This window comes from Shewanella sp. ALD9, from assembly GCF_002836315.1.
Lineage (GTDB): Bacteria > Pseudomonadota > Gammaproteobacteria > Enterobacterales > Shewanellaceae > Shewanella.
The window spans coordinates 21,453-41,938 of record NZ_PJCD01000042.1 but is presented as its reverse complement, the minus strand read 5'-3'; the positions used below and the strand labels follow the sequence as shown (position 1 = coordinate 41,938).

Genomic DNA, 20,486 nt, shown 5'->3' with positions numbered 1-20,486 from the left:
TAGGATACAGTAAACCACTTTTGTAGAGTCTGTGCTTATCCGTTATTGATCACGATACGTTAAGTCAGCGTCTACAAAAACTAAAATTAATTACACTTTCATGACCATATCCAGTTAAAATCATTATACGTGTTTACGGGGCAGTCATTTATGACTGTGAATCGTCTTATTCAACAACTCAAGGATTTGAGAACACATTATGTTGAATCAAAAGTTCAATAATTATCATCATGTGGTAGCCATCGGTGGCGGGCATGGATTAGGCAGAATTCTTGCCTCATTATCTTTTTTAGGTCCGAGATTAACGGGAATTGTTGCAACGACTGATAATGGTGGTTCTACTGGTAGGCTTAGGCAAGATCAACAAACTATTGCTTGGGGGGATTTACGTAATTGTCTTTCCCATCTTGCACATCGTCCATCGTTAGGTTCAATGTTATTTGATCATCGTTTTACGGGTGACAATGAACTTTCGGGGCATAATTTAGGTAACGTCGTATTACACGCACTTGATCAACTTTGTGTAAGACCACTTGAAGCGGTTAACTTAATTCGTGGCTTACTTAAAATTGAGACACAAATTATTCCAATGTCGGAAGCTTCTACTCATCTTGTGGCACTAACCCACTGTGGTAATAAAGTGTTTGGTGAACTTAATGTCGATGGCATGAAGGAAGCGCCGATTGCATTATCATTAGAACCTGAAGTTGAAGCGACATTAGAGGCATGTAGTGCACTAGCAAATGCTGATTTAATTATTATCGGCCCAGGGAGTTTTTTAACCAGTATACTGCCACCTTTATTGCTGCCACAAATAGCCAAGAGCATTCGTGAGTCGAACGCACATGTTATGTTAATTGATAATTTAACCGCTGAGTATTCACCTGCAAGCACGTTTAGTATTGAAGATAAAATTGCTTGGTTTAACCAGGTAATAGGCAAAGAAGTGATTGCTGATGTTATTCAGCATGGAAATGAAATTAAGTTGTCTCATTCCAACATTAACGGTGTTCGTTTTAATCACTTTCCATTAATCAGCCAACATCATCCAGGGTTACATGACAAAACAGCATTAGCAGAAGCGATTAGCCAAGTTTGTGACTTACACCTTAAGCCGATTGATTTGGCTGAATACCGTCATTGCAATATGACATAAAACTTATCGATATTGGCTATAGTCATATCGAAGCTCATGGTGTTTAACATTCGTTATGAATTCTGTTGATGGAGCAGACTGCTCGCAGAAGTGGTTTGATTTGATGGAATTAAACATTTGGCTAACGTGCAACTTTGTCAGATATGAAAATTGAAATGGTCAACGCAAAAATGGCTGCATAATGCAGCCATTTTTATATCCCAATAGCTAAGACTAAATCACTTGAGCTATGGCTTTACACACCGCTGGGATATTATTTTTCGTTAACCCTGCCACACTAATACGACCAGAACCAACAATGTAAATAGCGAACTCATCTTTTAAACGAGCAACTTGGCTTTTGTTCAGACCAGAAAAACTAAACATACCGTTTTGACGAGAGATGAAGCTGAAATCTTGTTCGACACCTTCAGCTTTTAGACTTTCGACAAATAAACTGCGCATTTCAGCAATGCGTTCACGCATTAGCGTCAATTCTATTTCCCATTCTTGGCGCAGTGCAGCATCCGCTAAAATGGTACTTACAATCAATCCGCCATGTGCCGGAGGATTAGAATAATTTGCGCGGATAGTTTTTTTAATTTGGCTAAAGCTTTTTACTGCATCATCTTGATTTTCAGCAACGATGGTTACCGCACCGACGCGTTCGTTATATAAACCGAAGTTTTTAGAAAAAGAGTTTGCAATTAATAACTCTGGTACTATAGCAGCAACTGTACGTAGACCTTGTGCATCTTCATCTAGACCAGCACCAAAACCTTGGTAAGCAAAATCAAATAACGGTAACAATGATTTTTCTAAACAAACCTTGGCGACGAGTGTCCATTGCTCAATCGATAAATCGATACCCGTTGGGTTATGACAGCAACCATGAAGTAAAACCACATCACCGGCATCCGCATTGGCTAAATCAACTAACATTGAATCGAAATCCATATCGTGTGTTTCAGCTTTGTAATAACGGTATTCTTTAACGGTTAATCCTGCGGTTTCAAAAATATTCTGGTGATTAGCCCAAGTAGGATTACTAACCCAAATGGTTGTTGATTTGGTATTTCGGACTAGAAACTCTGATGCTACCCGTAATGCCCCAGTTCCACCGGGTGCTTGAGCTGTTACAGCTCGTTTATCCGATATAATTTGGCTCTCAGGCCCAAAGAGTAATTCTTGAACCACTTGATTGTAAGCTTGTACACCTTCAATACCGAGGTAATTCTTGGTCTTTTCGGTTTCAAGTAAAATAGCTTCAGCTTTTTTTACAGAAGATAATATCGGCGTTTGCCCTGCTTCATCTTTATAAATGCCGACACCTAAGTTGACTTTGTGTGAGCGAGTATCTGCTTTGAAAGCATCTGTTAAGCCTAAGATCGGGTCTGCTGGCGCAAGCGTGACTTGAGAAAAGATCATTACAACTATCCTAAGTGAGGTGAAGAGACTAATTTTGTTTAGTTATACCATTGTATGCCGACAGTGAGTAGTGAGATTTTTAATAGTTGAGATAATTTTATGATAAAGTGAACATTCCTCAAATTTATGTACACGATAATGGTTATTTCGTTAGTTATCCTGTCACTTCCTGCCATTAGTATTATCTCCCCACCAGAACAGGGAACACGACTCTGACTGCTAATTGCTTTTTATTTGGTGAGTAACGTTAGATTCATTTTTAATAGCTAAGTGATTTAGCGTTACTTCTGTCAGAAGATAGTAAAATGAAAGTTTCGATATGATATGGATGACTATCAGATAATATCTTGTTCTGTAGTTAATATTACATTACAAAAAAACAGTTATAGAATTGCGAGGACTTTATTAAGTCCATCTTGTCGTTTAACGGATATAAAAAAAGGAACCCGAAGGTTCCTCTTTTTAAAGCGACTAAACTAATTACTTAGTTAACGCTTCTTTTGCTTTTTCAACTAAAGTTGCAAAAACAACTTTGTCGAAAACAGCGATGTCAGCCAAAATCTTACGATCGATTTCAATAGACGCCTTTTTCAAGCCGTTAATGAAACGGCTGTAAGACAGACCATTTTGACGAGACGCTGCATTAATACGTGCAATCCATAACTGACGGAATTGACGTTTTTTCTGACGACGGTCACGGTAAGCATATTGACCAGCTTTAGTTACTGCCTGAACAGCAACACGGTAAGTACGGCTACGAGCGCCATAATAACCTTTAGCTAATTTTAAAACTTTCTTGTGACGAGCACGTGCGGTTACACCACGCTTAACTCTTGGCATTTTCTAAACTCCTAAATTAAGCGTATGGTAGTTGACGCGCGATTGCTGGAACGTCAGATTTAGCAACTAAACATTTAGCACGTAAGTGACGCTTACGCTTAGTGCTTTTCTTGGTCAAAATGTGACGTAAGTGTGCTTGCTTGCGCTTGAAACCATTAGCGGTTTTCTTAAAACGCTTCGCTACACCCTTGTCTGTTTTCATTTTAGGCATTTCTAAAACTCCGCATTGGGACGTTAATAAACGTAAGGCGAGCAAAAGCCTCAAGAGACTTTTGCTACTTTAGGGTTGCCCTACTATTTCTTTTTAGGTGCTAGCACCATAATTGCTTGTCGACCTTCCATTTTCGGGAAAGATTCAACAACCGCATACTCTTCCAAATCAGCCTTGATACGGTTCAAAAGATCCATACCTAGGTTTTGGTGTGCCATTTCGCGACCACGGAAACGCAGCGTAATTTTCGCTTTGTCACCATCTTCTAGAAAACGAATCAGGTTGCGTAGTTTTACCTGATAGTCGTTTTCATCAGTGCCAGGACGGAATTTAATTTCCTTAACCTGGACCTGTTTCTGCTTCTTCTTTTGTTCTTTTTGAGCTTTCGCTTTATCAAAAAGGAACTTACCGTAGTCCATTATGCGACAGACAGGTGGCTCAGCATTGGGACTGATCTCTACAAGATCAACTCCGGCTTCATCTGCAACGTTCTGAGCTTCTTTTATACTTAATATACCAATTGGCTCACCATCTAAACCTGATAAACGGACTTCAGGTACACCAGTGATTTCATCATTGATTCTATTAGGGGCTGGCTGTCGCCCTGCTGTTCTTTTGATCTTTATGACCTATTCCTCCAACAATTTGAGACTACGGAGCGAAATCTGTTGACGTATCATCGCGGCGAAATCTTCTAGTTTTAACTTGCCTAAATCGATACCGTCACGCGTACGCACCGCTACTTCCTTATTTTCCATTTCTTGATCACCAACGACCAATAAATAAGGCACACGTCTTAGGGTGTGTTCGCGTATTTTAAAGCCTATTTTCTCATTCCTCAAGTCAAAAGATGCTCGAATACCCTGTTCTTTGAAGAATTTAACGATTTCTTCAACATAATCAGCTTGTTTATCGGTAATGTTCATTACAACAACTTGCATTGGAGCAAGCCATGTTGGAAATTTACCTGCGTATTCTTCTATCAATATACCTATGAAACGTTCTAAAGAACCTAAAATAGCACGATGGATCATTACTGGCGTCTGGCGACTGTTGTCTTCTGCGACATAAGTGGCACCCAAACGAGTCGGTAATGCATAATCGAGTTGTACTGTACCACATTGCCACGCACGATCTAAACAGTCATGCAAAGTAAATTCGATTTTTGGACCATAAAAAGCGCCTTCACCCGGTAATATTTCATATTTAATATTATTATTGGCAAGAGCTTGCTTTAAAGCGTCTTCAGCTCGGTCCCACATATCGTCATCACCAATACGCTTTTCAGGGCGAGTTGACAGTTTAACCACGATATTATCGAAACCAAATGTAGCGTATGTGTCGTATACCATTTGGATACATGCACTGACTTCATCTTGTACTTGATCATCAGTACAAAAAACATGAGCGTCGTCTTGAGTAAAGCCACGTACACGCATAAGACCATGAAGTGAACCTGATGGTTCGTTACGATGACAACAACCAAACTCTGCCATACGTAATGGTAAGTCGCGATAAGATTTTAACCCTTGGTTGAAAATCTGTACATGACCTGGACAGTTCATTGGCTTAATCGCGTATTCACGGTTTTCGCTGTTAGTGGTGAACATGGCTTCTGCGTATTTATCCCAGTGGCCAGAACGTTCCCATAAAACTCGGTCCATCATTAAAGGGCCTTTCACTTCTTGATAAGTGTATTGACCTAACTTTTGACGAATGAATTTCTCAAGTTCTAAAAATATGCTCCAACCATCGTTATGCCAAAACACCATTCCTGGCGCTTCTTCTTGCATATGGTACAAATCTAGTTGCTTACCAATTTTACGATGATCACGCTTAGCAGCTTCTTCTAAACGCACTAAATGCGTTTTAAGGGCTTTTTTGTCAGCCCATGCTGTGCCGTATATACGTTGCAGCATTTTGTTATCAGAGTTACCACGCCAATACGCACCAGCAATGCTCATTAACTTAAAGTTTTGACAAAAACGCATGTTTGGCACATGTGGACCACGACACATGTCGATGTATTCTTCGTGGTGATAAAGCGCTGGTGTTGCGTCTTTACTGATGTTTTCATCTAAAATAGCTATTTTGTATTCTTCACCGCGTTCGCTAAAAGCATCACGAGCGTCTTGCCAAGATACAACTTTTTTAACCACATCGTAGTTAGTTTTAGCTAACGAAAGCATACGCTTTTCTAAGGCTTCTATATCTTCATGCGTCAGCTTATGATCTAAGTCGATGTCGTAATAAAATCCGTTGTCGATAACCGGGCCGATTGCCATTTTGGTTTCAGGCCACATTTGTTTGATCGCGTGACCTAATAAATGCGCACAAGAATGGCGAAGGATTTCAACACCCTCTTCGTCTTTGGCCGTGATGATAGCTAACTCTGAGTCTGCAGTGATTAAGTCAGTTGCATCTTTTAATTCACCGTTTACGCGGCCAGCAATACACGCTTTTGCTAAACCAGGGCCGATGTCTAATGCAACATCAAGAGTCGATACAGGATTGGCAAACTCACGTTTGCTGCCATCAGGCAATGTAATAATAGGCATTAAAAATTCCTTTTCCAGTGGTGACCCACACGTAGGGCCACATGGTAATTAAGTATGTTCTTTTTGAACGAGAGCACGTTAATGAAATCAAGACAGTACAGGAGTCTTAGTTACCCAAAAACGCAAGTCTCTATTCTATGTGATAAGCGGATTATTGCGCAACCATGGTGCGATGAATAACTGCAATATATGAGGTATTCAACAACATTCATTGGTTAAGATAACTGTATTGGTCAGCAGTGAATATGACTTTAGCCCACCTTTATTGTGTCTTGCCTTAGAGGGTGTTTGTTGTTTTAAAGATGACTATTTAGTGACGATTAACTATATTGATTGCATTAAACCCTGATTCATAACTAAAAAACGTAAAAATAGATTTTAATCTTAGTTGTGAGTGAATAATATTGATTTGTATCTAAATCATGCTTAGGGATGACCCAAAATATAAAATGCTCACTATACTTACTGAAATGAGTCAGTGAGGAGTACTAGCAATGAGATTACTTTCGCGTGCCATTTGTTGCCCACATTGCGGGCATCATCAATATGTCACTTTAGATGCAAGTTCTGGAGATCAAGAATATTACGACGACTGCCGTATTTGCTGTAATCCAATACACATTCGAATGCACCTAGATGATAACCGCCGAACAATTGAACTTCATATCGATTCTGACGATGAACAAATTTATTAATGCCTAGCTCGCCTGCTTAATCTTCAAAGCAGGCAAGTTAATATAGATAATTATTTTAGGTGATTATGTTGGGTGATTATGTTGGGTGATTAGGCGAGTTGCTTTTTAGCAAGAATTCGCTCCACAGTATCAACAATAACCTGTGTTTGACTGTCTATTTCGATATTAATCTTGTCGCCAACGTTATAATGATTCAAATTAGTTAACTTTAAGGTTTCTGGAATTAAATGCAGTACAAAACCACTGTCACTGACTTTACCTACCGTTAAGCTACAACCGTTTATTCCCACAAATCCTTTATAAAAGATGTAGTTCATCCATTGTGAGTCAACCTGTAATTCAATATTGTAATGCTCGTCGGTGTTACTGACAGCCTTAACCGTGGCCAGAGTATGTACATGGCCAGATAAAATATGGCCACCGATCTCAGTTCCAAACGTTAACGAGCGCTCAATATTAACCATGTCACCGACACTGGTATTACCTAGGTTAGTTACGGCTAATGTTTCTTCCATTACATCAAAAAAAACCTTATCATTTAGTATCTTGGTTACGGTAAGGCAAACCCCATTATTAGCTACGCTAGCACCTGTCACTAATCCTTGGGTTAACGGTGGTGTCATTGCGACTTCAAAGGTTTTAAGACCTGCAGCATTGTTAATCGATACCACTTCACAAGTGGCTTGAACTATACCAGTAAACATAATTCTCTCGTTCCGTTATAGGTTTTTTAATGAATAATACAGGTTTTCAAATTTCACGCTTGATAAAATTAGCGCTTCCTGTGCTGATAGCTCAAGTGACTCAAACCATGATGGGTTTTATTGACACAGTGATGGCTGGTAGAGTGAGTGCAGTAGATATGGCTGCCGTAGCTGTTGGCACCAGTCTGTGGTTACCTGCAATCTTATTTGTTCAAGGCTTGTTAATGTCCTTTACCCCTGTATTTTCACAGCATCATGGGGCTAATAATCAACAAATCATTCCATCACTCATTTTTCAGGCGGGTTATATTGCCATAATAGGTGGTATTGGGGTGATGTTATTTCTCGCATCTTCAACATATTTGCTCGACTTTATGCATTTAGAGCCAAAACTGCATTTATTAACAGTAGGTTACATAGATGCCATTTTGTGGGGTGCCCCAGCCTTCGTGTTGTATCAAGTATTACGCGGTTGCAGTGAGGGGATTTCTTATACCATGCCGACAATGGTGATAGGCTTCATTGGGTTAGCAGTCAATATACCCGCTAATTACGTGTTTATTTATGGTGGTTTTGGTATTCCTGCAATGGGCGGTGCTGGTTGTGGTGTTGCAACTGCATTAGTCTTTTGGGCCATGTTAGTTGCGATGATTATTTACATGTTAGTTGATAAAAAATTTAAACAGCTCGCGCCATTTAAGCATTTTTACCGTCCTCATTTAGCCAGTATGTGGTCTATGACTAAATTGGGTATGCCAATTGCGATGGCATTATTTTTTGAGGTCAGCCTGTTTGCTATTATCGCGTTATTTTTAGCTCCATTAGGCGCTAATGTTGTTGCAAGCCATCAGATTGCCCTTAACTTCTCGTCAATTGTCTTTATGCTGCCACTATCTATAGGTATTGCTGTCTCGATACGAATTGGTTATTACCTTGGCCGTGGGCAACCAGAAATATCGGCTTTAGTCGCAAAAGTGGGTTTATGGTTATCATTCACCTTAGCCATTTTTACCGCCCTATTAACCGTCACCTTTAAGCATCAAATCGCCTTGTTGTATAACGATAACCCTGAAGTGGTCGCTTTGGCTGGTAGTTTAATGATGTTAGCTGCGTTTTATCAGATATCAGATTCAATTCAAGTAGTCGCTGCTGGAGCATTACGTGGTTATAAAGATACTCGTAGTGCTTTCTATATCACCTTGTTTTCATATTGGGTGATTGGTATTACTACAGGTTACATTTTAGGTTATACCAATTTTATTTTTGAACCTATGGGCGCACACGGATTTTGGATTGGATTAATTGCTGGCTTAACTTCTGCAGCAATTTTGTTTGCTATTAGATTGAAATACATTCAAAAGAAAGGATTTGAGTTTCAACAGATTGGCGAATCTAATTGATTTTTTGAAGCTTAAGCGACTCACATTGCTTAAGCTTGAATCAAGTTGCACAGCAAATCACCATTTAGACATATAAATGTTTTTTTTGCTTGCATGCAACAGCCTATCCCCATTAAGATAGCGTCCGCTTTGAAGCAAAAGTATTTAAAGCAAGCGTTAACAATACACCCGTAGCTCAGCTGGTTAGAGCACTACCTTGACATGGTAGGGGTCGGTGGTTCGAGTCCACTCGGGTGTACCACTCTTTTCAAAGAGTCTAAACATTGGAATTGTAATAAAAGTAAACAATACACCCGTAGCTCAGCTGGTTAGAGCACTACCTTGACATGGTAGGGGTCGGTGGTTCGAGTCCACTCGGGTGTACCAATTCTCTTATACAAGAGAATACGGCCAGCGAAAGCTGGTTTTTTTGTGTCTAAAATTAATAGTTAATATTCACAAGCTAATAAACCCATAGCTCAGCTGGTTAGAGCACTACCCTCTCTTAGTTAACGGCGGCGGTAGGGGTCGGTATTCATGTGGTAAAGCGAAGTCCACTCGGGTGTACCATTTCTTGCAGTAACTCCTCGTTTTAAAAACCTTTTTTTATTACCAAATTCTCTACGTAAAAATTTATCTGCGCCAAATCGCATTAACCTCGTGCCAAACATGTTGGCACAAGTGATTTTTGAACCTGAAATGAATGACAACTACAACTTCCATTACTGGCACGATGAATAATTTACAGTCACACAAGCCAGTTGACGTACTTTCAATTAACACCTGATGTACACCAAGTAGATAAATGTACTTTTTCAAAATGGCTTGTTCTTTTCAACCACAGCTCTGATCCGCCAACTCAGGGCAAGCGACTTAACTCTACTATTTGGTTAATTTGAACACCTGCGGTTTTCTATTTAGATTGTGAAATTTAGTGCCGTAGCAAATGGTAACCGTATTAGTCACCATTCTTTTACCGCAATTATTCGCAGCAAGTCCGCAGGCAAAGGCAAAACAGAAGGGAACGCTTAGAGAATAGTGATCAAATATTTTTGCGACCCAAGGTACATTTAGCCCTCCAATTACCAGTAACAGCCCAGTAACCAATGACACAGTCATACTGTCACGCCATAGGAGTAATGCTTTGTGGGCATCTTTTATTAGTGGGTCATTTTGTAATGGTTGATAGATATGTTGATACCATACTTGATTTTGCTGCTCTGCAGATGCATCTGAGATTAGGGAATATTAATATTCGAACGTAAAACCAAATTGAGTCAGTTTTTCATAAACATGCACATCAAATCGATACAATGACGCTGCTCTGTGGGCAACATTACGTTGCTTCTCATTACAGTCAATTAATAAATTCATCTTTAATATTTTTCGGCGAAAATTGGGTTTGTCTAATGTCACACCGAGAATAGATTCATATAAATCTTGTAGTTGTAATAAGGTAAATTTTTCAGGTAACAAACTAAAACCGATCGGTTCATGTCTGACTTTGTATTTTAAGTGATTAAGGCAACTGGCCAAAATATTATCATGGTCAAACATCAGTTTAGGGACTTGTCTTACATCAAACCATTCACATTCTATGGCATTTGGACCATGCGATAAATTGGTTTCGTCAAAGCGGACCAACGAATAAAACGCAATGGTAATAATTCGTCTGGCTGGGTAACGGTCAACATCACCGAAGGCACCTAGTTGGTCTAAATATAAGTTTTCGACCCCGGCTGTGTTTTTTACAACTCGCGATGCCGCAGTCTCGAGGTTTTCGTCACTGCGAACCCAGTGACCGACTAAGCCCCATTTATTGGTTGCTAGGCATTTATTGTATTTAATCAATAAGACTTTAAGTTTGCTGTCATGAAGGGTAAAAATAAGATTATCAACGGTTAAGTTACTAATACAATCAGCAGGGATGGTTTCTTCATCAATAACTTCGTTTATAAAATTCACAGGTAAGATCCAATTTAATATAGCGAGCTTGGTTGTACATACACACTCTGGAGATTGCCGTTGAACAACTGTGTAGTAGTAAAAAAGTCATATTCAACAGACGTTGATAATCACTTTACTCACCAAAAACATAATTGTAAATGCATGAAACAAAATCAATTTCTACTGCACATCACCAATGCACAATATTACAACAATACTTATCATCGTTGTGGCTTAGATGCGTTTTATCAACGATCACCACAAATTAACCTGCTTAAATTATTGATTGTATTTGTATTTTTCGTAAACAAACACTTCATCATCCGTAGAATAGGTCATTGCTAGACAATTGATTTACTCGACTCTCTTTGAATAATTTCAAATTCGAGAATATGACGCAACTGACTGTTTTTTAGTCCTGAAAAGTCTTTGTTTTTATTTGAGGTAAATAAGCTGACAGCTAACGTTGCCATTTCATCAATAGGCTGTCTTACCGTGGTAATGTTTGGCCACACGACCGTTGCGAGGGTTGTATCATCAAAGCCAACAACCGATAAATCATTTGGCACATTAATCCCCTGGCTTTGTGCAATAGACATCACCGCAGCAGCCATATCATCGTTAGCTGCAAAAATAGCACTGGGTTTATCGTGACGAAAAAGTTATATCTTTTAATTTCAAATAACACTAATCGATTTCTAGATTTGAACAAATTCACATAATCAATAACACATAATCAATGACACATACGATGATGACACATACGATGATGACGTGTGGATGATTTGTTAATGTTAGCCTCATCTCTCATGATGAAAAGACGGTGTCATGCTGATGCTAGCGCTTTAGAAGTGCTTGAAATAAGGACAATTGGAGGCTTATTCAGTTTTCGCAAACAAGGCTGGCCAGTACTGAATTGGGGATATGTTTTGCATTAAGACTTTTAGTCTCGGTTACTGGCTCCGATGATGTGGTGATAGTCGACAGTGTTGCTTGATTGGCTAAGTTATTTAACGAAAATTAATTGCCGAGGGCGCTAAACGTTGCAAAGTTAACTAAAGGTCGCTAGCAAAATGAGTTAACTATTTTGATATTTTTGCATGCTTAGAAGTGTTTATGTTGATATCGCTAAACAACTCACTATTTACCGATTTATGTCCTTACTGGATAAGCCAATCCGACTAGACATCGGATTGGCAATTAGCGCTAGAACGGAGCGTCGATGTCAACAATGGCGATAAGTTTGTGGTTAACAAACTCCTTGATGCCGAGACCGACTAGCTCGCGGCCGTAACCTGAACGTTTAACACCACCGAATGGTAAATCCGCCTTAGCCATTGTCGGGTGATTGACGAAGACCATACCTGTGGATATTCGTTTCGCCACTTCTGCACCATGGATTGGGTTGGCAGTAAATACCGAACCGCCCAGACCGAACGGTGAATCATTGGCTATATGGACCGCGTCATCTTCATCTTTGGCGCGAAACATCATAGAAACAGGACCGAAGAATTCCCAATAACGTGCGGGGTTGTCTTCTGCAATGTCAGTCAAAATGGTCGGCTGAACAAAATTGCCTGAATCAGGGACAATTGGCCCAACCTCAGTTGCGGTAGCCCCGTAAGAAATCGCCTGGCGAATCTTATCCTTGATTTCATCGGCTGCCGCCCTAGATGAAAGTGGCGCTAGCGTTGTGCTTGGCTCGAACGGATCACCCGCTTTGAGATTCGCAGTACCACCAATATATCCTTCAAGGAACCGATCATACACCTCATCCACAATGATCATTCGTTTTGATGACACACAGACCTGACCACCATTCCAATGTCGTCCTAGAACCGCCCAGTTAATTGTTTTCTGCATATCTGCATCGGCTAGAACAACTAATGCATCAGCACCGCCAAGTTCAAGAGTCGATTTCTTTAATGCCTTGCCTGCCTGGGCCGCAACGACTGCACCGGCCCTTTCCGACCCTGTTAATGCTACGCCCTGAACGCGCGGATCGTTAATGATCGTTTCTATCTGCGACCTTGTAGCGTATAGATTTTTGAACACACCTTGAGGTAAACCAGCATCGAGCATTAATTTTTCGAATGCAGCCGCGGCCTGCGGAACGTTAGACGCATGCTTGAGCAACAGTGTATTACCAGCAGATATTTGTGGTGCAGCGATACGAACCACCTGATAGAAAGGAAAGTTCCATGGTTCAATCGCCAATAATACACCCAGCGGCTCACACAAAATTTCCGCATCAGCGTCGGCAACCGGTAGCTTTTGTGGAGCCAGCAATTTCTGTGCATTATTTGCATAGTAGTCGAAGATATCTGCTGACAACGCTATTTCTGCTTTGGCTTCGGATATAAGTTTACCCATCTCAATGGTGAGCAGATTGGCATAATAATCAACGTCACGGCGTAATAATTCGGCGGCGGCGTGCATTATGCGCGCACGATCAGTAAACCCAGTATTTTTCCAAAGTAAAAAAGCATCATGCGCATTTTCAATTGCTTGCTTTACCTCTGAGTCGCTTGCATCTGGGAACGTTACCAGAAGATCACCAGTGTAAGGATTGCGTGTTTCATATGTCATAATATTTACCTTTTTTGGGTAATGTACCAACAGGAGACGGGTATTTAACAACCGGCCCCCGGTGTTGTTTTGCAAAAGCTATCGCCCGAGGGCGAAGTCAGAACCATCAAGATGGTAAAATATTGACCTGTTACTTTTGACCAACATGGATTGTACGTTTGCCGAAGTTTTCGCCATTAAGAAGGCCTATAAATGCATGAGGAGCATTTTCGAGCCCTGTGATAATCTCTTCTCGGTATTTAATCTTGCCGCTTTTAACCCAACCAGTCATCTCGGCGGCGAAGTCGGGATACAGATGGCCAAAGTCATCAAAAATAATAAAACCTTGCAGCTTAATTTTCTTACGCAGGATCTGACCCATCAGCCAGTTCATTCTATCTGGCCCTTCTGGCAATTCGGTTGCGTTATATTGTGACACCAGCCCGCAAAGTGGGATCCGAGCGTTCGGATTTAATAGCGGGATGACGGCATCAAGGACCTTACCACCGACACTTTCAAAATAGACATCGATGCCGTTTGAGTTCACCTTGGCAAGTTGGTCTGCAAAGTCAGCAACCTTATGGTCGATGCACGCGTCAAAGCCTAACTCATCTACTGCATAGGCACATTTTTCCGCGCCGCCTGCAATTCCAACCACACGACAGCCCAGTAGCTTGCCGATTTGGCCAACAGTGGCCCCGACCGGGCCGGTCGCAGCTGCCACAACAATGGTCTCGCCAGCTTTAGGGGCACCAATATGCTTTAGGCCAGCCCAAGCAGTAAAGCCAGGCATGCCTAAAATACCCAGCGCCCATGAAAGATGGGTCGAAGACTTACCGAGGTTAGTGAGCCCGGTGCCATCGGAAACAGCATAGTCTTGCCAACCATTAAAACTAAGCACGAAGTCGCCTGGAGCAAAGCCATCGATATTGGAATCAACAACTTGAGACACCGTACCGCCTATCATCACCGCGCCTATTTCGACAGGGTCTGCATAAGATGGTGCATCGCTCATCCGCCCGCGCATATAGGGGTCGAGCGAAAGGAATTCAGTCCGCAGTAGCATTTGTTTGTCGTTAGCAACAGGGATAGCGGTCTCAATCAAAGTTAACGTGTCTAGCGTAGGTTCGCCTTTAGGACGTTCTGCAAGAACCCATTGTCGATTAGTTGTGTTTGTTTGTGTCATATTCAATCTCCTTTAAAGTGACGCTTCAAGAATGCGACGGACATCAGTTGGGGTGATGTCTTTGTGTTCGCCAAGGGCTGTCATGCCATGTTCCTCCAAGGCGCGAACAATAAGTTCAATTTCTGCTGCGGCAATACCGTAGTCGCTCAATCGAGTCTTGATCCCTAATTGCTCGAAAAACGCCCGCGTGGCGTCTATTGCAGCGTCAATTCGCACAGCATCTGTGCCTTCGGTGATGCCCCAGACATTACTAGCATATTGGAGTAATTTTTCGTGCTTGTGGCCACGCTGATCATTCAATAGTGACGGTAACACGACAGCAAGAGTACGGGCGTGGTCTGTATCATTGAGCGCAGTAATCTCATGTCCGATCATGTGAGAAGCCCAATCTTGTGGCACTCCGGCACCGATTAATCCATTCAAAGCCAGTGTGGCTGTCCACATCAGACTTGCACGAATGTCATAATCTTCTGGTGTCTCTAGCGCTTTAGGGCCAAGCTCAATAATGGTGCGTAGCAGAGACTCGGCAAAACCATCCTGCACGTGTGCGCCACTGGGGTAAGTTAGATACTGCTCGATAATATGGACAAAGGCATCTGCAGCGCCATTGGCAATCTGACGCGCAGGCAGCGTATAGGTAAGTTCAGGATCGAGGACCGAAAAAATTGGGTAGCAATGCGGACTTCTAAAAGGAAGCTTGGCTATCTTCTCCGGGTTGGTTATCACCCCACCATTGTTCATTTCAGATCCTGTTGCAGGCAATGTTAGCACCGTTCCGAACGGCATCGCCGCGGTCACTTTTGCCGTGCCGGCAGTAAGGATCTCCCAGGGGTCACCAGCATAAAGCGCCGCCATCGCGATAAATTTAGTCGCATCAATGACAGATCCGCCACCCACGGCTAGCAAAAAGGTGATGTTGTTATCAGCAATTACTTTGACGGCATTAAGGGTCGTTGCATAACGAGGATTTGGTTCTATGCCACCAAACTCGACCAATGTGCGACCAGTAAGTGCTGTTCTCACTTGCCCTAATACACCGGTTCGTTCCGCGCTACCACCGCCATAGATAATCAATACTTTTGCATCTACTGGAATATGATCGTTAAGGTCTTCGATTCGGCCTTTACCAAAGAGAATTTTTGTCGGGTTGTGAAAGTCAAAGTTGTTCATATTCTATGTTTCCTTCTGTTTCAATGTGAAGGCGTACGTTTATGCTGACATACGTCGATTTTTCTGTGTCTAGTATTCGAATATAGGCAGACCTGATGAACACATATACTGCGACAACTTGTAACTGCGGCGATAAAAAAGAGACTTAACAGCATCGCCAATATCGCTATTTTGCCGTTCATGGCAATTGCCTAGATGGAATAAAATGCGTTGATCATATTCACTTGCTTGATATCTACATTGTTATTCTTTACTAAATGGTCAACTATAATTAAATGAGTAAACCACCTAAAGTAACCACTTGAATATGTCAATACGATATTTAAATATAAAACTCGTTATTATCTCTGATTTAAGATGTTTATATTTAGATATAATATTAAAATATATTTTCAGCATGACGCTAATCATATTAAAACCAGATGATTAAAATCACTGTTAGTGCGGTGCTTTAAATAAACCAAATTATATTTTACTGTTTAGTTACACTAACATACCAATGTTAGCCTTTCCAATTAGACCAATAAATCTTAATAATTGTAAACAGTTCAGACTAAAATGATGTAATTGAGTACATCCTTTTAACAATACTAACGATTGGGATTAAGTTTTGTTTAAGTATAAAAATGATGATAGGGACTAACAATAATCAGCGTATGTTATTAGCCACATAAGATTAACTTAATAACAATTCTGAAATTTATAAATAGTTAGATAAATAGTTAGATAAATAGATAAATAGATAAATAGATAAGCATCTACGTTTTTAAATAAATCCTAACGCGCGTGACAATCAACAGTTTCAATACTGCTTATTTCATCATCCATACAGAAATGTGGGCAACCCAACACGCGGCCATGTTTCTCGATAGCTTCAATTAGTGTTTGTTGTATATCGTCAAGGTAGGCTTTAAGTCGTTCTAAAGGTGGCCTGGTTAGCGAAAAAGGTGTTCATTTTCGGCTTTTTTATCTCCAATCCGTCGAGGATGGCCTCAGTAACATGTTCTGATTTAGATTTGAAAAAATAGTAGCAGCCCTTCTTGACGCCGGCTCGCTCACATATAGCATCAATAGTGAGAGTGCCATAGCTGCTCTGCCACATTAAATCTAATATTGCTTGTAGCAAACGTTCTTTGCCATCACTGTTGGCCCATTTCCAGTACCTATCAATACGTTGACATTATTGACGTTAACATTATTGACGTTGACGTTGACATTATTGAAATTGACTATTATCTATTCGTCTCGATACGCTAATTGGGGCTAACTAATTTAACTTAATCATCAGAAACCAAAAACAATATAGTAGCCCCTATTATCCCGGCTAATAATGAACCGAAAAGGATACCCAGCTTAGCTTGTTCGATTAAAGCGGGCTGCCCCTCAAATGCTAAGGCTGATATAAACAATGACATTGTAAAGCCTACACCCGCTAAAAATCCGATACCTATGATATGAGGAAATGTAACCCCATTAGGTAACCTTACCGCACCCACTTTTAACCCTAACCAAGCAAAAAGGCTAATACCAATGCCTTTCCCCAACACCAATGCGAGTATTATTGCTAGTGTGACCACAGTATCTTTAAATTCAGGAATTATTGTGGGTAACATTACACCTGCGTTCAAAAAAGCAAACAAAGGTAAAATAATAAGGCTAACGGGTTTGTCTAGCGTATAGCCCCAACGTAATATCGGCGCTGTACTTTGCTTGGCAATATCTTCGGCCTTTACAGCAAGTGCGTGTTGTTTTTCATTCTCAAGGATAGGAGTGTCTACACTGTCTACGTCCTTAAATTCTTGAATGACATTTTGCATTTTACGACGAAACCAAACTTTATTGGTATAAGGACGCGTCGGTACCATCATTGCAGCTAAAAGACCGGCCGTGGTTGCATGTACGCCTGATTGAAGAATAAACCACCAAAGAAAAAAACCGCCCATTAAATAGAAAATAGGTTTTCTTATGCCCAGAATGTTGATAAAAAATAACACTAATAACGTCAGAGCAGCCCACAATAATGACAGAACTTCGATTTGTTCAGTATAAAATAATCCAATAACAGCAACGGCTCCCATGTCATCTACAATGGCTAAACCCGTAAGAATAATGTAAGCAGCCCGAGGTGCTTTAGCGCCTAACAGTGTTAAAATACCTATAGCAAATGCCGTGTCTGTGGCCATAGGAACACCCCAACCTTGATACGTATTGGACGAGTCACTAATCCAAATAATGCTTGAATATATCAGTGCTGGGAGCACCATGCCCCCTAATGCCATAACAATAACTAATGCAGCATCTTTTAAATCGCTAAGAGCGCCGACCAAACATTCATATTTTATTTCTAACCCTAAAATGAAAAAAAACAACACCATCAAGCCATCATTGATCCAATAATGTAAGGAATGACTTATTGACCAATCGCCAAGAGAAATAGTTAATTTAAGTGTACTGAGTGCTTCATAACTGTGTTGCCATCCTAAGTTAACCATAAGAATTGCGGCTATTGCCGAAACCAGTAACACGATTCCAGCTACGATCTGGCTATCGATGAATGACTCCACAGGTAATGAAAACTTAAGAAAACCACGCTCTAACGGAGCATGATCACGATTTTCTTCCTTTATTTCGTAACCCATAACTTGTCTCCATCACGTTATTGCATGATTTTTTAACCGAAGAATGTATCCAGAACCCTTTATAATCAATACATTAAACATCGAGTAAATACGATACCATCTTTGCTAACAAAACGGCTTTATATCCTGTCAATCGCGCTGAAATTTAATGCTAACCTAGCATCACGTTTGCCAAACCAGCGGAGCTAAGCGATTAACATTGCTGATAAACTGTCAAGACACGCCTGAGAATATGACTGTAATCGGTTTAATCAACTGACTATGTATTCTGGTCTGTTTCGGTATATTTACCATCACTATGATTGCAAAATACACGGTTATATTGTTAGTGTGGTAACCCGCTATGACATAAATATCGAACAATTAACGGAGCGAAACTAATGGGATCTAACAATACTGATCAACATAAACACAGTATCGCGACTTTTGCAGCCTTGAAAACCGCCATTGCAAATGATGAAGAGCAGTTAGTAAAGGAATTATTGGCAGATGAACCGATGCAAGAGCTTGAGAAAAGCTACCTCCTTGACCTAGCCCATCTAAACAATAATCGTACTATCATAAAATTACTTGAAGATATTCCTGAAAAATAGCTAAACAAAGAAATATAGTGTGTTGATGTCCTCTCTATTTAGCTAGCCATTTTCCCTTAAGAGAATCGCCGCTTATAGCGGCGAATAAATACTTATCTAAGCGATACATAAAAACCATTGTTCACAAATGACTATATACTTTCCTCTTCTCTTTTTTCTATAGTAGCGCTTAATTTTTGATATATACCAAGTGCGACAATTAAGATAGCTGATACCATAATAAGTAAGGCTGGATAGAGCAAAAGGCTAAGGTCTTTCGTTCCTGCTTTAAATATAAAAACCAGTCCTTCAATGCTGACTGCTATAGTAATAATGACAATAATTTTTGTAATTGTTCGTCTTGCCTCTTTGGGATCTCGCAGCTCTTTGTCCTTAAAAACCTCTTCTTCCATCATATACTGTGCTACATCAATAATGGCTGCTGCAATAATGATAGCAGCGACAGATTGAAGCATTAATGGAATAAATCCAGAGTCATACTGTATGCCAGAAATGACCTCATAAATGGACCACAGCATAATTATCAAAGATAAGATGATAAGCACTACAGCTGCGAACAAATGAACTCCAGCGAAAATCTTATTAAACAGTTTTTTCATATTTTTTCCCTCTAAGAATTTATCAACCAACGTGGCCCATTCAGCTATTAATGTGTACACACATTTGAAGCGATGGTGTTCATCCAATATTGATACTTGCTTGTATCATTTAATGCATAAACTCATTAATGATTGGCCGCCATAATGTAGGGATACTATTAACTCGAGTTTCTATTATGTAGCATGCTTATTTGAATCTTGACGTCGCAGACTTAAATGCCGAACCAAGCGAATCCCAGGCGCTGTCAATACCGACTTTTATGTCTTCCCAAGCATCGTCACCGGCCTTTTTAAGCTCAGTAAGCTTTTTATTGGCAGTGTCCTTCATAGACTGAAGTTCCTCTATTTGTTTGTAGTATTCAAGCTGCTCATCAGCTGCGGCCGCATCAGCTTTTGCTTTAAGTTTGTCGATATCAGCGCTCCACTCGTCGAGCTGCGCTTGCAATTTCTTTTCGTATGCTTGTTTCTTACTCATAATGATTGTCCTTTTAAATACATTGGATACGCTATACATTTTAAGTGTTTCTAGTTTATTTGAATCACTGGGCCTCAGCATATTTGATTATTTACCGGCATAAATTTACCAGCCTAAATTTACGTTACCACGCAAGGCGGCATATTGCTCACTTCTGCCTCATTATTGCTTGTTCATGTAATATCGTTATGAAGATATGTTAATGGATCTATTTGCTACCTTTGCTCGTAAAAAAGCCTGCGATTAAAAAATTTAAGCTGTTATATGAGATACATGAGATACATGATGGTTATTTATCAAGGCAATTGAGCACTGCGCAGTATCGAAATACAGTAGCTAGAAACAAACTAACATGAATA

The 20,486-nt window shown here is 40.4% G+C and carries 17 protein-coding genes, 2 tRNA genes and 1 pseudogene; 6 read left to right on the top strand and 14 right to left on the bottom strand.

Annotated elements, in window-relative coordinates; genetic code table 11:
- Positions 1–199: 199 nt before the first annotated feature.
- Positions 200–1,156: a uridine diphosphate-N-acetylglucosamine-binding protein YvcK gene (gene yvcK, locus CXF88_RS18485; protein WP_101088272.1), complete on the top strand. Its 957-nt coding sequence runs from the start codon at positions 200–202 to the stop codon at positions 1,154–1,156.
- Positions 1,157–1,369: 213 nt separating this feature from the next.
- Here the strand turns inward: yvcK and CXF88_RS18480 are convergent, their stop codons facing one another.
- The 5 genes from CXF88_RS18480 to thrS form a co-directional block, all read right to left on the bottom strand.
- On the bottom strand, positions 1,370–2,563 hold the full coding sequence (locus tag CXF88_RS18480) for an amino acid aminotransferase (protein ID WP_101088271.1): 1,194 nt from the start codon (positions 2,561–2,563) through the stop codon (positions 1,370–1,372).
- 480 nt (positions 2,564–3,043) lie between these two features.
- Positions 3,044–3,403 carry a 50S ribosomal protein L20 gene (rplT, locus tag CXF88_RS18475; protein WP_011637486.1) on the bottom strand — a complete coding sequence of 120 codons (360 nt, stop codon included), beginning with the start codon at positions 3,401–3,403 and terminating at the stop codon, positions 3,044–3,046.
- 16 nt (positions 3,404–3,419) lie between these two features.
- Positions 3,420–3,614: a 50S ribosomal protein L35 gene (rpmI, locus tag CXF88_RS18470; protein WP_011496149.1), complete on the bottom strand. Its 195-nt coding sequence runs from the start codon at positions 3,612–3,614 to the stop codon at positions 3,420–3,422.
- A gap of 83 nt (positions 3,615–3,697) precedes the next feature.
- A complete protein-coding gene (infC, locus tag CXF88_RS18465; RefSeq protein ID WP_081430133.1) occupies positions 3,698–4,240 on the bottom strand; it encodes a translation initiation factor IF-3 in 543 nt (180 codons plus the stop codon).
- A 3-nt stretch (positions 4,241–4,243) separates the two neighbouring features.
- A complete protein-coding gene (gene thrS / locus CXF88_RS18460) occupies positions 4,244–6,172 on the bottom strand; it encodes a threonine--tRNA ligase (RefSeq protein ID WP_101088270.1) in 1,929 nt (642 codons plus the stop codon).
- A 494-nt stretch (positions 6,173–6,666) separates the two neighbouring features.
- On the opposite strand from thrS, the gene CXF88_RS18455 reads away from it, so the two are divergent.
- On the top strand, positions 6,667–6,867 hold the full coding sequence (locus CXF88_RS18455; protein WP_101088269.1) for a CPXCG motif-containing cysteine-rich protein: 201 nt from the start codon (positions 6,667–6,669) through the stop codon (positions 6,865–6,867).
- 89 nt (positions 6,868–6,956) lie between these two features.
- On the opposite strand, the gene CXF88_RS18450 is transcribed toward CXF88_RS18455, so the two are convergent.
- A complete protein-coding gene (locus CXF88_RS18450) occupies positions 6,957–7,571 on the bottom strand; it encodes a riboflavin synthase subunit alpha (RefSeq protein ID WP_101088268.1) in 615 nt (204 codons plus the stop codon).
- Between the two features lie 29 nt (positions 7,572–7,600).
- Here CXF88_RS18450 and CXF88_RS18445 point away from each other — a divergent pair, with 29 nt between their 5' ends.
- The 3 genes from CXF88_RS18445 (at position 7,601) to CXF88_RS18435 (ending at position 9,337) form a co-directional block, all read left to right on the top strand.
- Positions 7,601–8,971, top strand: a complete 1,371-nt coding sequence (locus tag CXF88_RS18445) for an MATE family efflux transporter (protein ID WP_101088267.1) — start codon at positions 7,601–7,603, stop codon at positions 8,969–8,971.
- A 164-nt stretch (positions 8,972–9,135) separates the two neighbouring features.
- A tRNA-Val gene (locus tag CXF88_RS18440) sits at positions 9,136–9,212 on the top strand.
- Positions 9,213–9,260: 48 nt separating this feature from the next.
- A tRNA-Val gene (locus tag CXF88_RS18435) sits at positions 9,261–9,337 on the top strand.
- A gap of 861 nt (positions 9,338–10,198) precedes the next feature.
- Here the strand turns inward: CXF88_RS18435 and CXF88_RS18425 are convergent.
- The 6 genes and pseudogenes from CXF88_RS18425 to nhaA form a co-directional block, all read right to left on the bottom strand.
- Positions 10,199–10,915, bottom strand: coding sequence for an NUDIX domain-containing protein (locus CXF88_RS18425; RefSeq protein WP_101088265.1), 717 nt, complete (start codon positions 10,913–10,915; stop codon positions 10,199–10,201).
- A 323-nt stretch (positions 10,916–11,238) separates the two neighbouring features.
- A pseudogene (locus CXF88_RS18420) lies at positions 11,239–11,538 on the bottom strand (substrate-binding domain-containing protein); the annotation flags it as partial.
- Between the two features lie 565 nt (positions 11,539–12,103).
- Positions 12,104–13,486, bottom strand: a complete 1,383-nt coding sequence (locus tag CXF88_RS18415) for an NAD-dependent succinate-semialdehyde dehydrogenase (RefSeq protein ID WP_101088263.1) — start codon at positions 13,484–13,486, stop codon at positions 12,104–12,106.
- 130 nt (positions 13,487–13,616) lie between these two features.
- Positions 13,617–14,651 carry an NADP-dependent oxidoreductase gene (locus CXF88_RS18410; RefSeq protein ID WP_101088262.1) on the bottom strand — a complete coding sequence of 345 codons (1,035 nt, stop codon included), beginning with the start codon at positions 14,649–14,651 and terminating at the stop codon, positions 13,617–13,619.
- A gap of 12 nt (positions 14,652–14,663) precedes the next feature.
- Complete coding sequence (locus tag CXF88_RS18405) at positions 14,664–15,821, bottom strand: iron-containing alcohol dehydrogenase (protein WP_101088261.1); 1,158 nt, start codon at positions 15,819–15,821, stop codon at positions 14,664–14,666.
- A gap of 1,277 nt (positions 15,822–17,098) precedes the next feature.
- On the bottom strand, positions 17,099–18,460 hold the full coding sequence (gene nhaA / locus CXF88_RS18395) for a Na+/H+ antiporter NhaA (protein WP_101088259.1): 1,362 nt from the start codon (positions 18,458–18,460) through the stop codon (positions 17,099–17,101).
- A 380-nt stretch (positions 18,461–18,840) separates the two neighbouring features.
- Here nhaA and CXF88_RS18390 point away from each other — a divergent pair, with 380 nt between their 5' ends.
- Positions 18,841–19,053 (top strand): hypothetical protein, encoded by a 213-nt coding sequence (locus CXF88_RS18390; protein WP_011637494.1) that lies wholly within the window; start codon positions 18,841–18,843, stop codon positions 19,051–19,053.
- Between the two features lie 131 nt (positions 19,054–19,184).
- Here CXF88_RS18390 and CXF88_RS18385 read toward each other — a convergent pair whose 3' ends face one another.
- Both CXF88_RS18385 and CXF88_RS18380 read right to left on the bottom strand, forming a co-directional pair.
- Positions 19,185–19,652 (bottom strand): hypothetical protein, encoded by a 468-nt coding sequence (locus tag CXF88_RS18385; protein ID WP_101088258.1) that lies wholly within the window; start codon positions 19,650–19,652, stop codon positions 19,185–19,187.
- A 187-nt stretch (positions 19,653–19,839) separates the two neighbouring features.
- On the bottom strand, positions 19,840–20,127 hold the full coding sequence (locus tag CXF88_RS18380; RefSeq protein WP_101088257.1) for a coiled coil domain-containing protein: 288 nt from the start codon (positions 20,125–20,127) through the stop codon (positions 19,840–19,842).
- Positions 20,128–20,486: the final 359 nt, after the last annotated feature.

Bases quoted from the DNA above. Each gene is read 5' to 3' on its own strand.
- CXF88_RS18480 (WP_101088271.1), bottom strand. From the start codon at position 2,563: ATGATCTTTTCTCAAGTCACGCTTGCGCCAGCAGACCCGATCTTAGGC.
- CXF88_RS18385 (WP_101088258.1), bottom strand. From the start codon at position 19,652: ATGAAAAAACTGTTTAATAAGATTTTCGCTGGAGTTCATTTGTTCGCA.
- rplT (WP_011637486.1), bottom strand. From the start codon at position 3,403: ATGCCAAGAGTTAAGCGTGGTGTAACCGCACGTGCTCGTCACAAGAAA.
- CXF88_RS18390 (WP_011637494.1), top strand. From the start codon at position 18,841: ATGGGATCTAACAATACTGATCAACATAAACACAGTATCGCGACTTTT.
- rpmI (WP_011496149.1), bottom strand. From the start codon at position 3,614: ATGCCTAAAATGAAAACAGACAAGGGTGTAGCGAAGCGTTTTAAGAAA.
- nhaA (WP_101088259.1), bottom strand. From the start codon at position 18,460: ATGGGTTACGAAATAAAGGAAGAAAATCGTGATCATGCTCCGTTAGAG.
- CXF88_RS18450 (WP_101088268.1), bottom strand. From the start codon at position 7,571: ATGTTTACTGGTATAGTTCAAGCCACTTGTGAAGTGGTATCGATTAAC.
- yvcK (WP_101088272.1), top strand. From the start codon at position 200: ATGTTGAATCAAAAGTTCAATAATTATCATCATGTGGTAGCCATCGGT.
- CXF88_RS18410 (WP_101088262.1), bottom strand. From the start codon at position 14,651: ATGACACAAACAAACACAACTAATCGACAATGGGTTCTTGCAGAACGT.
- thrS (WP_101088270.1), bottom strand. From the start codon at position 6,172: ATGCCTATTATTACATTGCCTGATGGCAGCAAACGTGAGTTTGCCAAT.
- CXF88_RS18380 (WP_101088257.1), bottom strand. From the start codon at position 20,127: ATGAGTAAGAAACAAGCATACGAAAAGAAATTGCAAGCGCAGCTCGAC.
- CXF88_RS18455 (WP_101088269.1), top strand. From the start codon at position 6,667: ATGAGATTACTTTCGCGTGCCATTTGTTGCCCACATTGCGGGCATCAT.
- CXF88_RS18415 (WP_101088263.1), bottom strand. From the start codon at position 13,486: ATGACATATGAAACACGCAATCCTTACACTGGTGATCTTCTGGTAACG.
- CXF88_RS18405 (WP_101088261.1), bottom strand. From the start codon at position 15,821: ATGAACAACTTTGACTTTCACAACCCGACAAAAATTCTCTTTGGTAAA.
- CXF88_RS18445 (WP_101088267.1), top strand. From the start codon at position 7,601: ATGAATAATACAGGTTTTCAAATTTCACGCTTGATAAAATTAGCGCTT.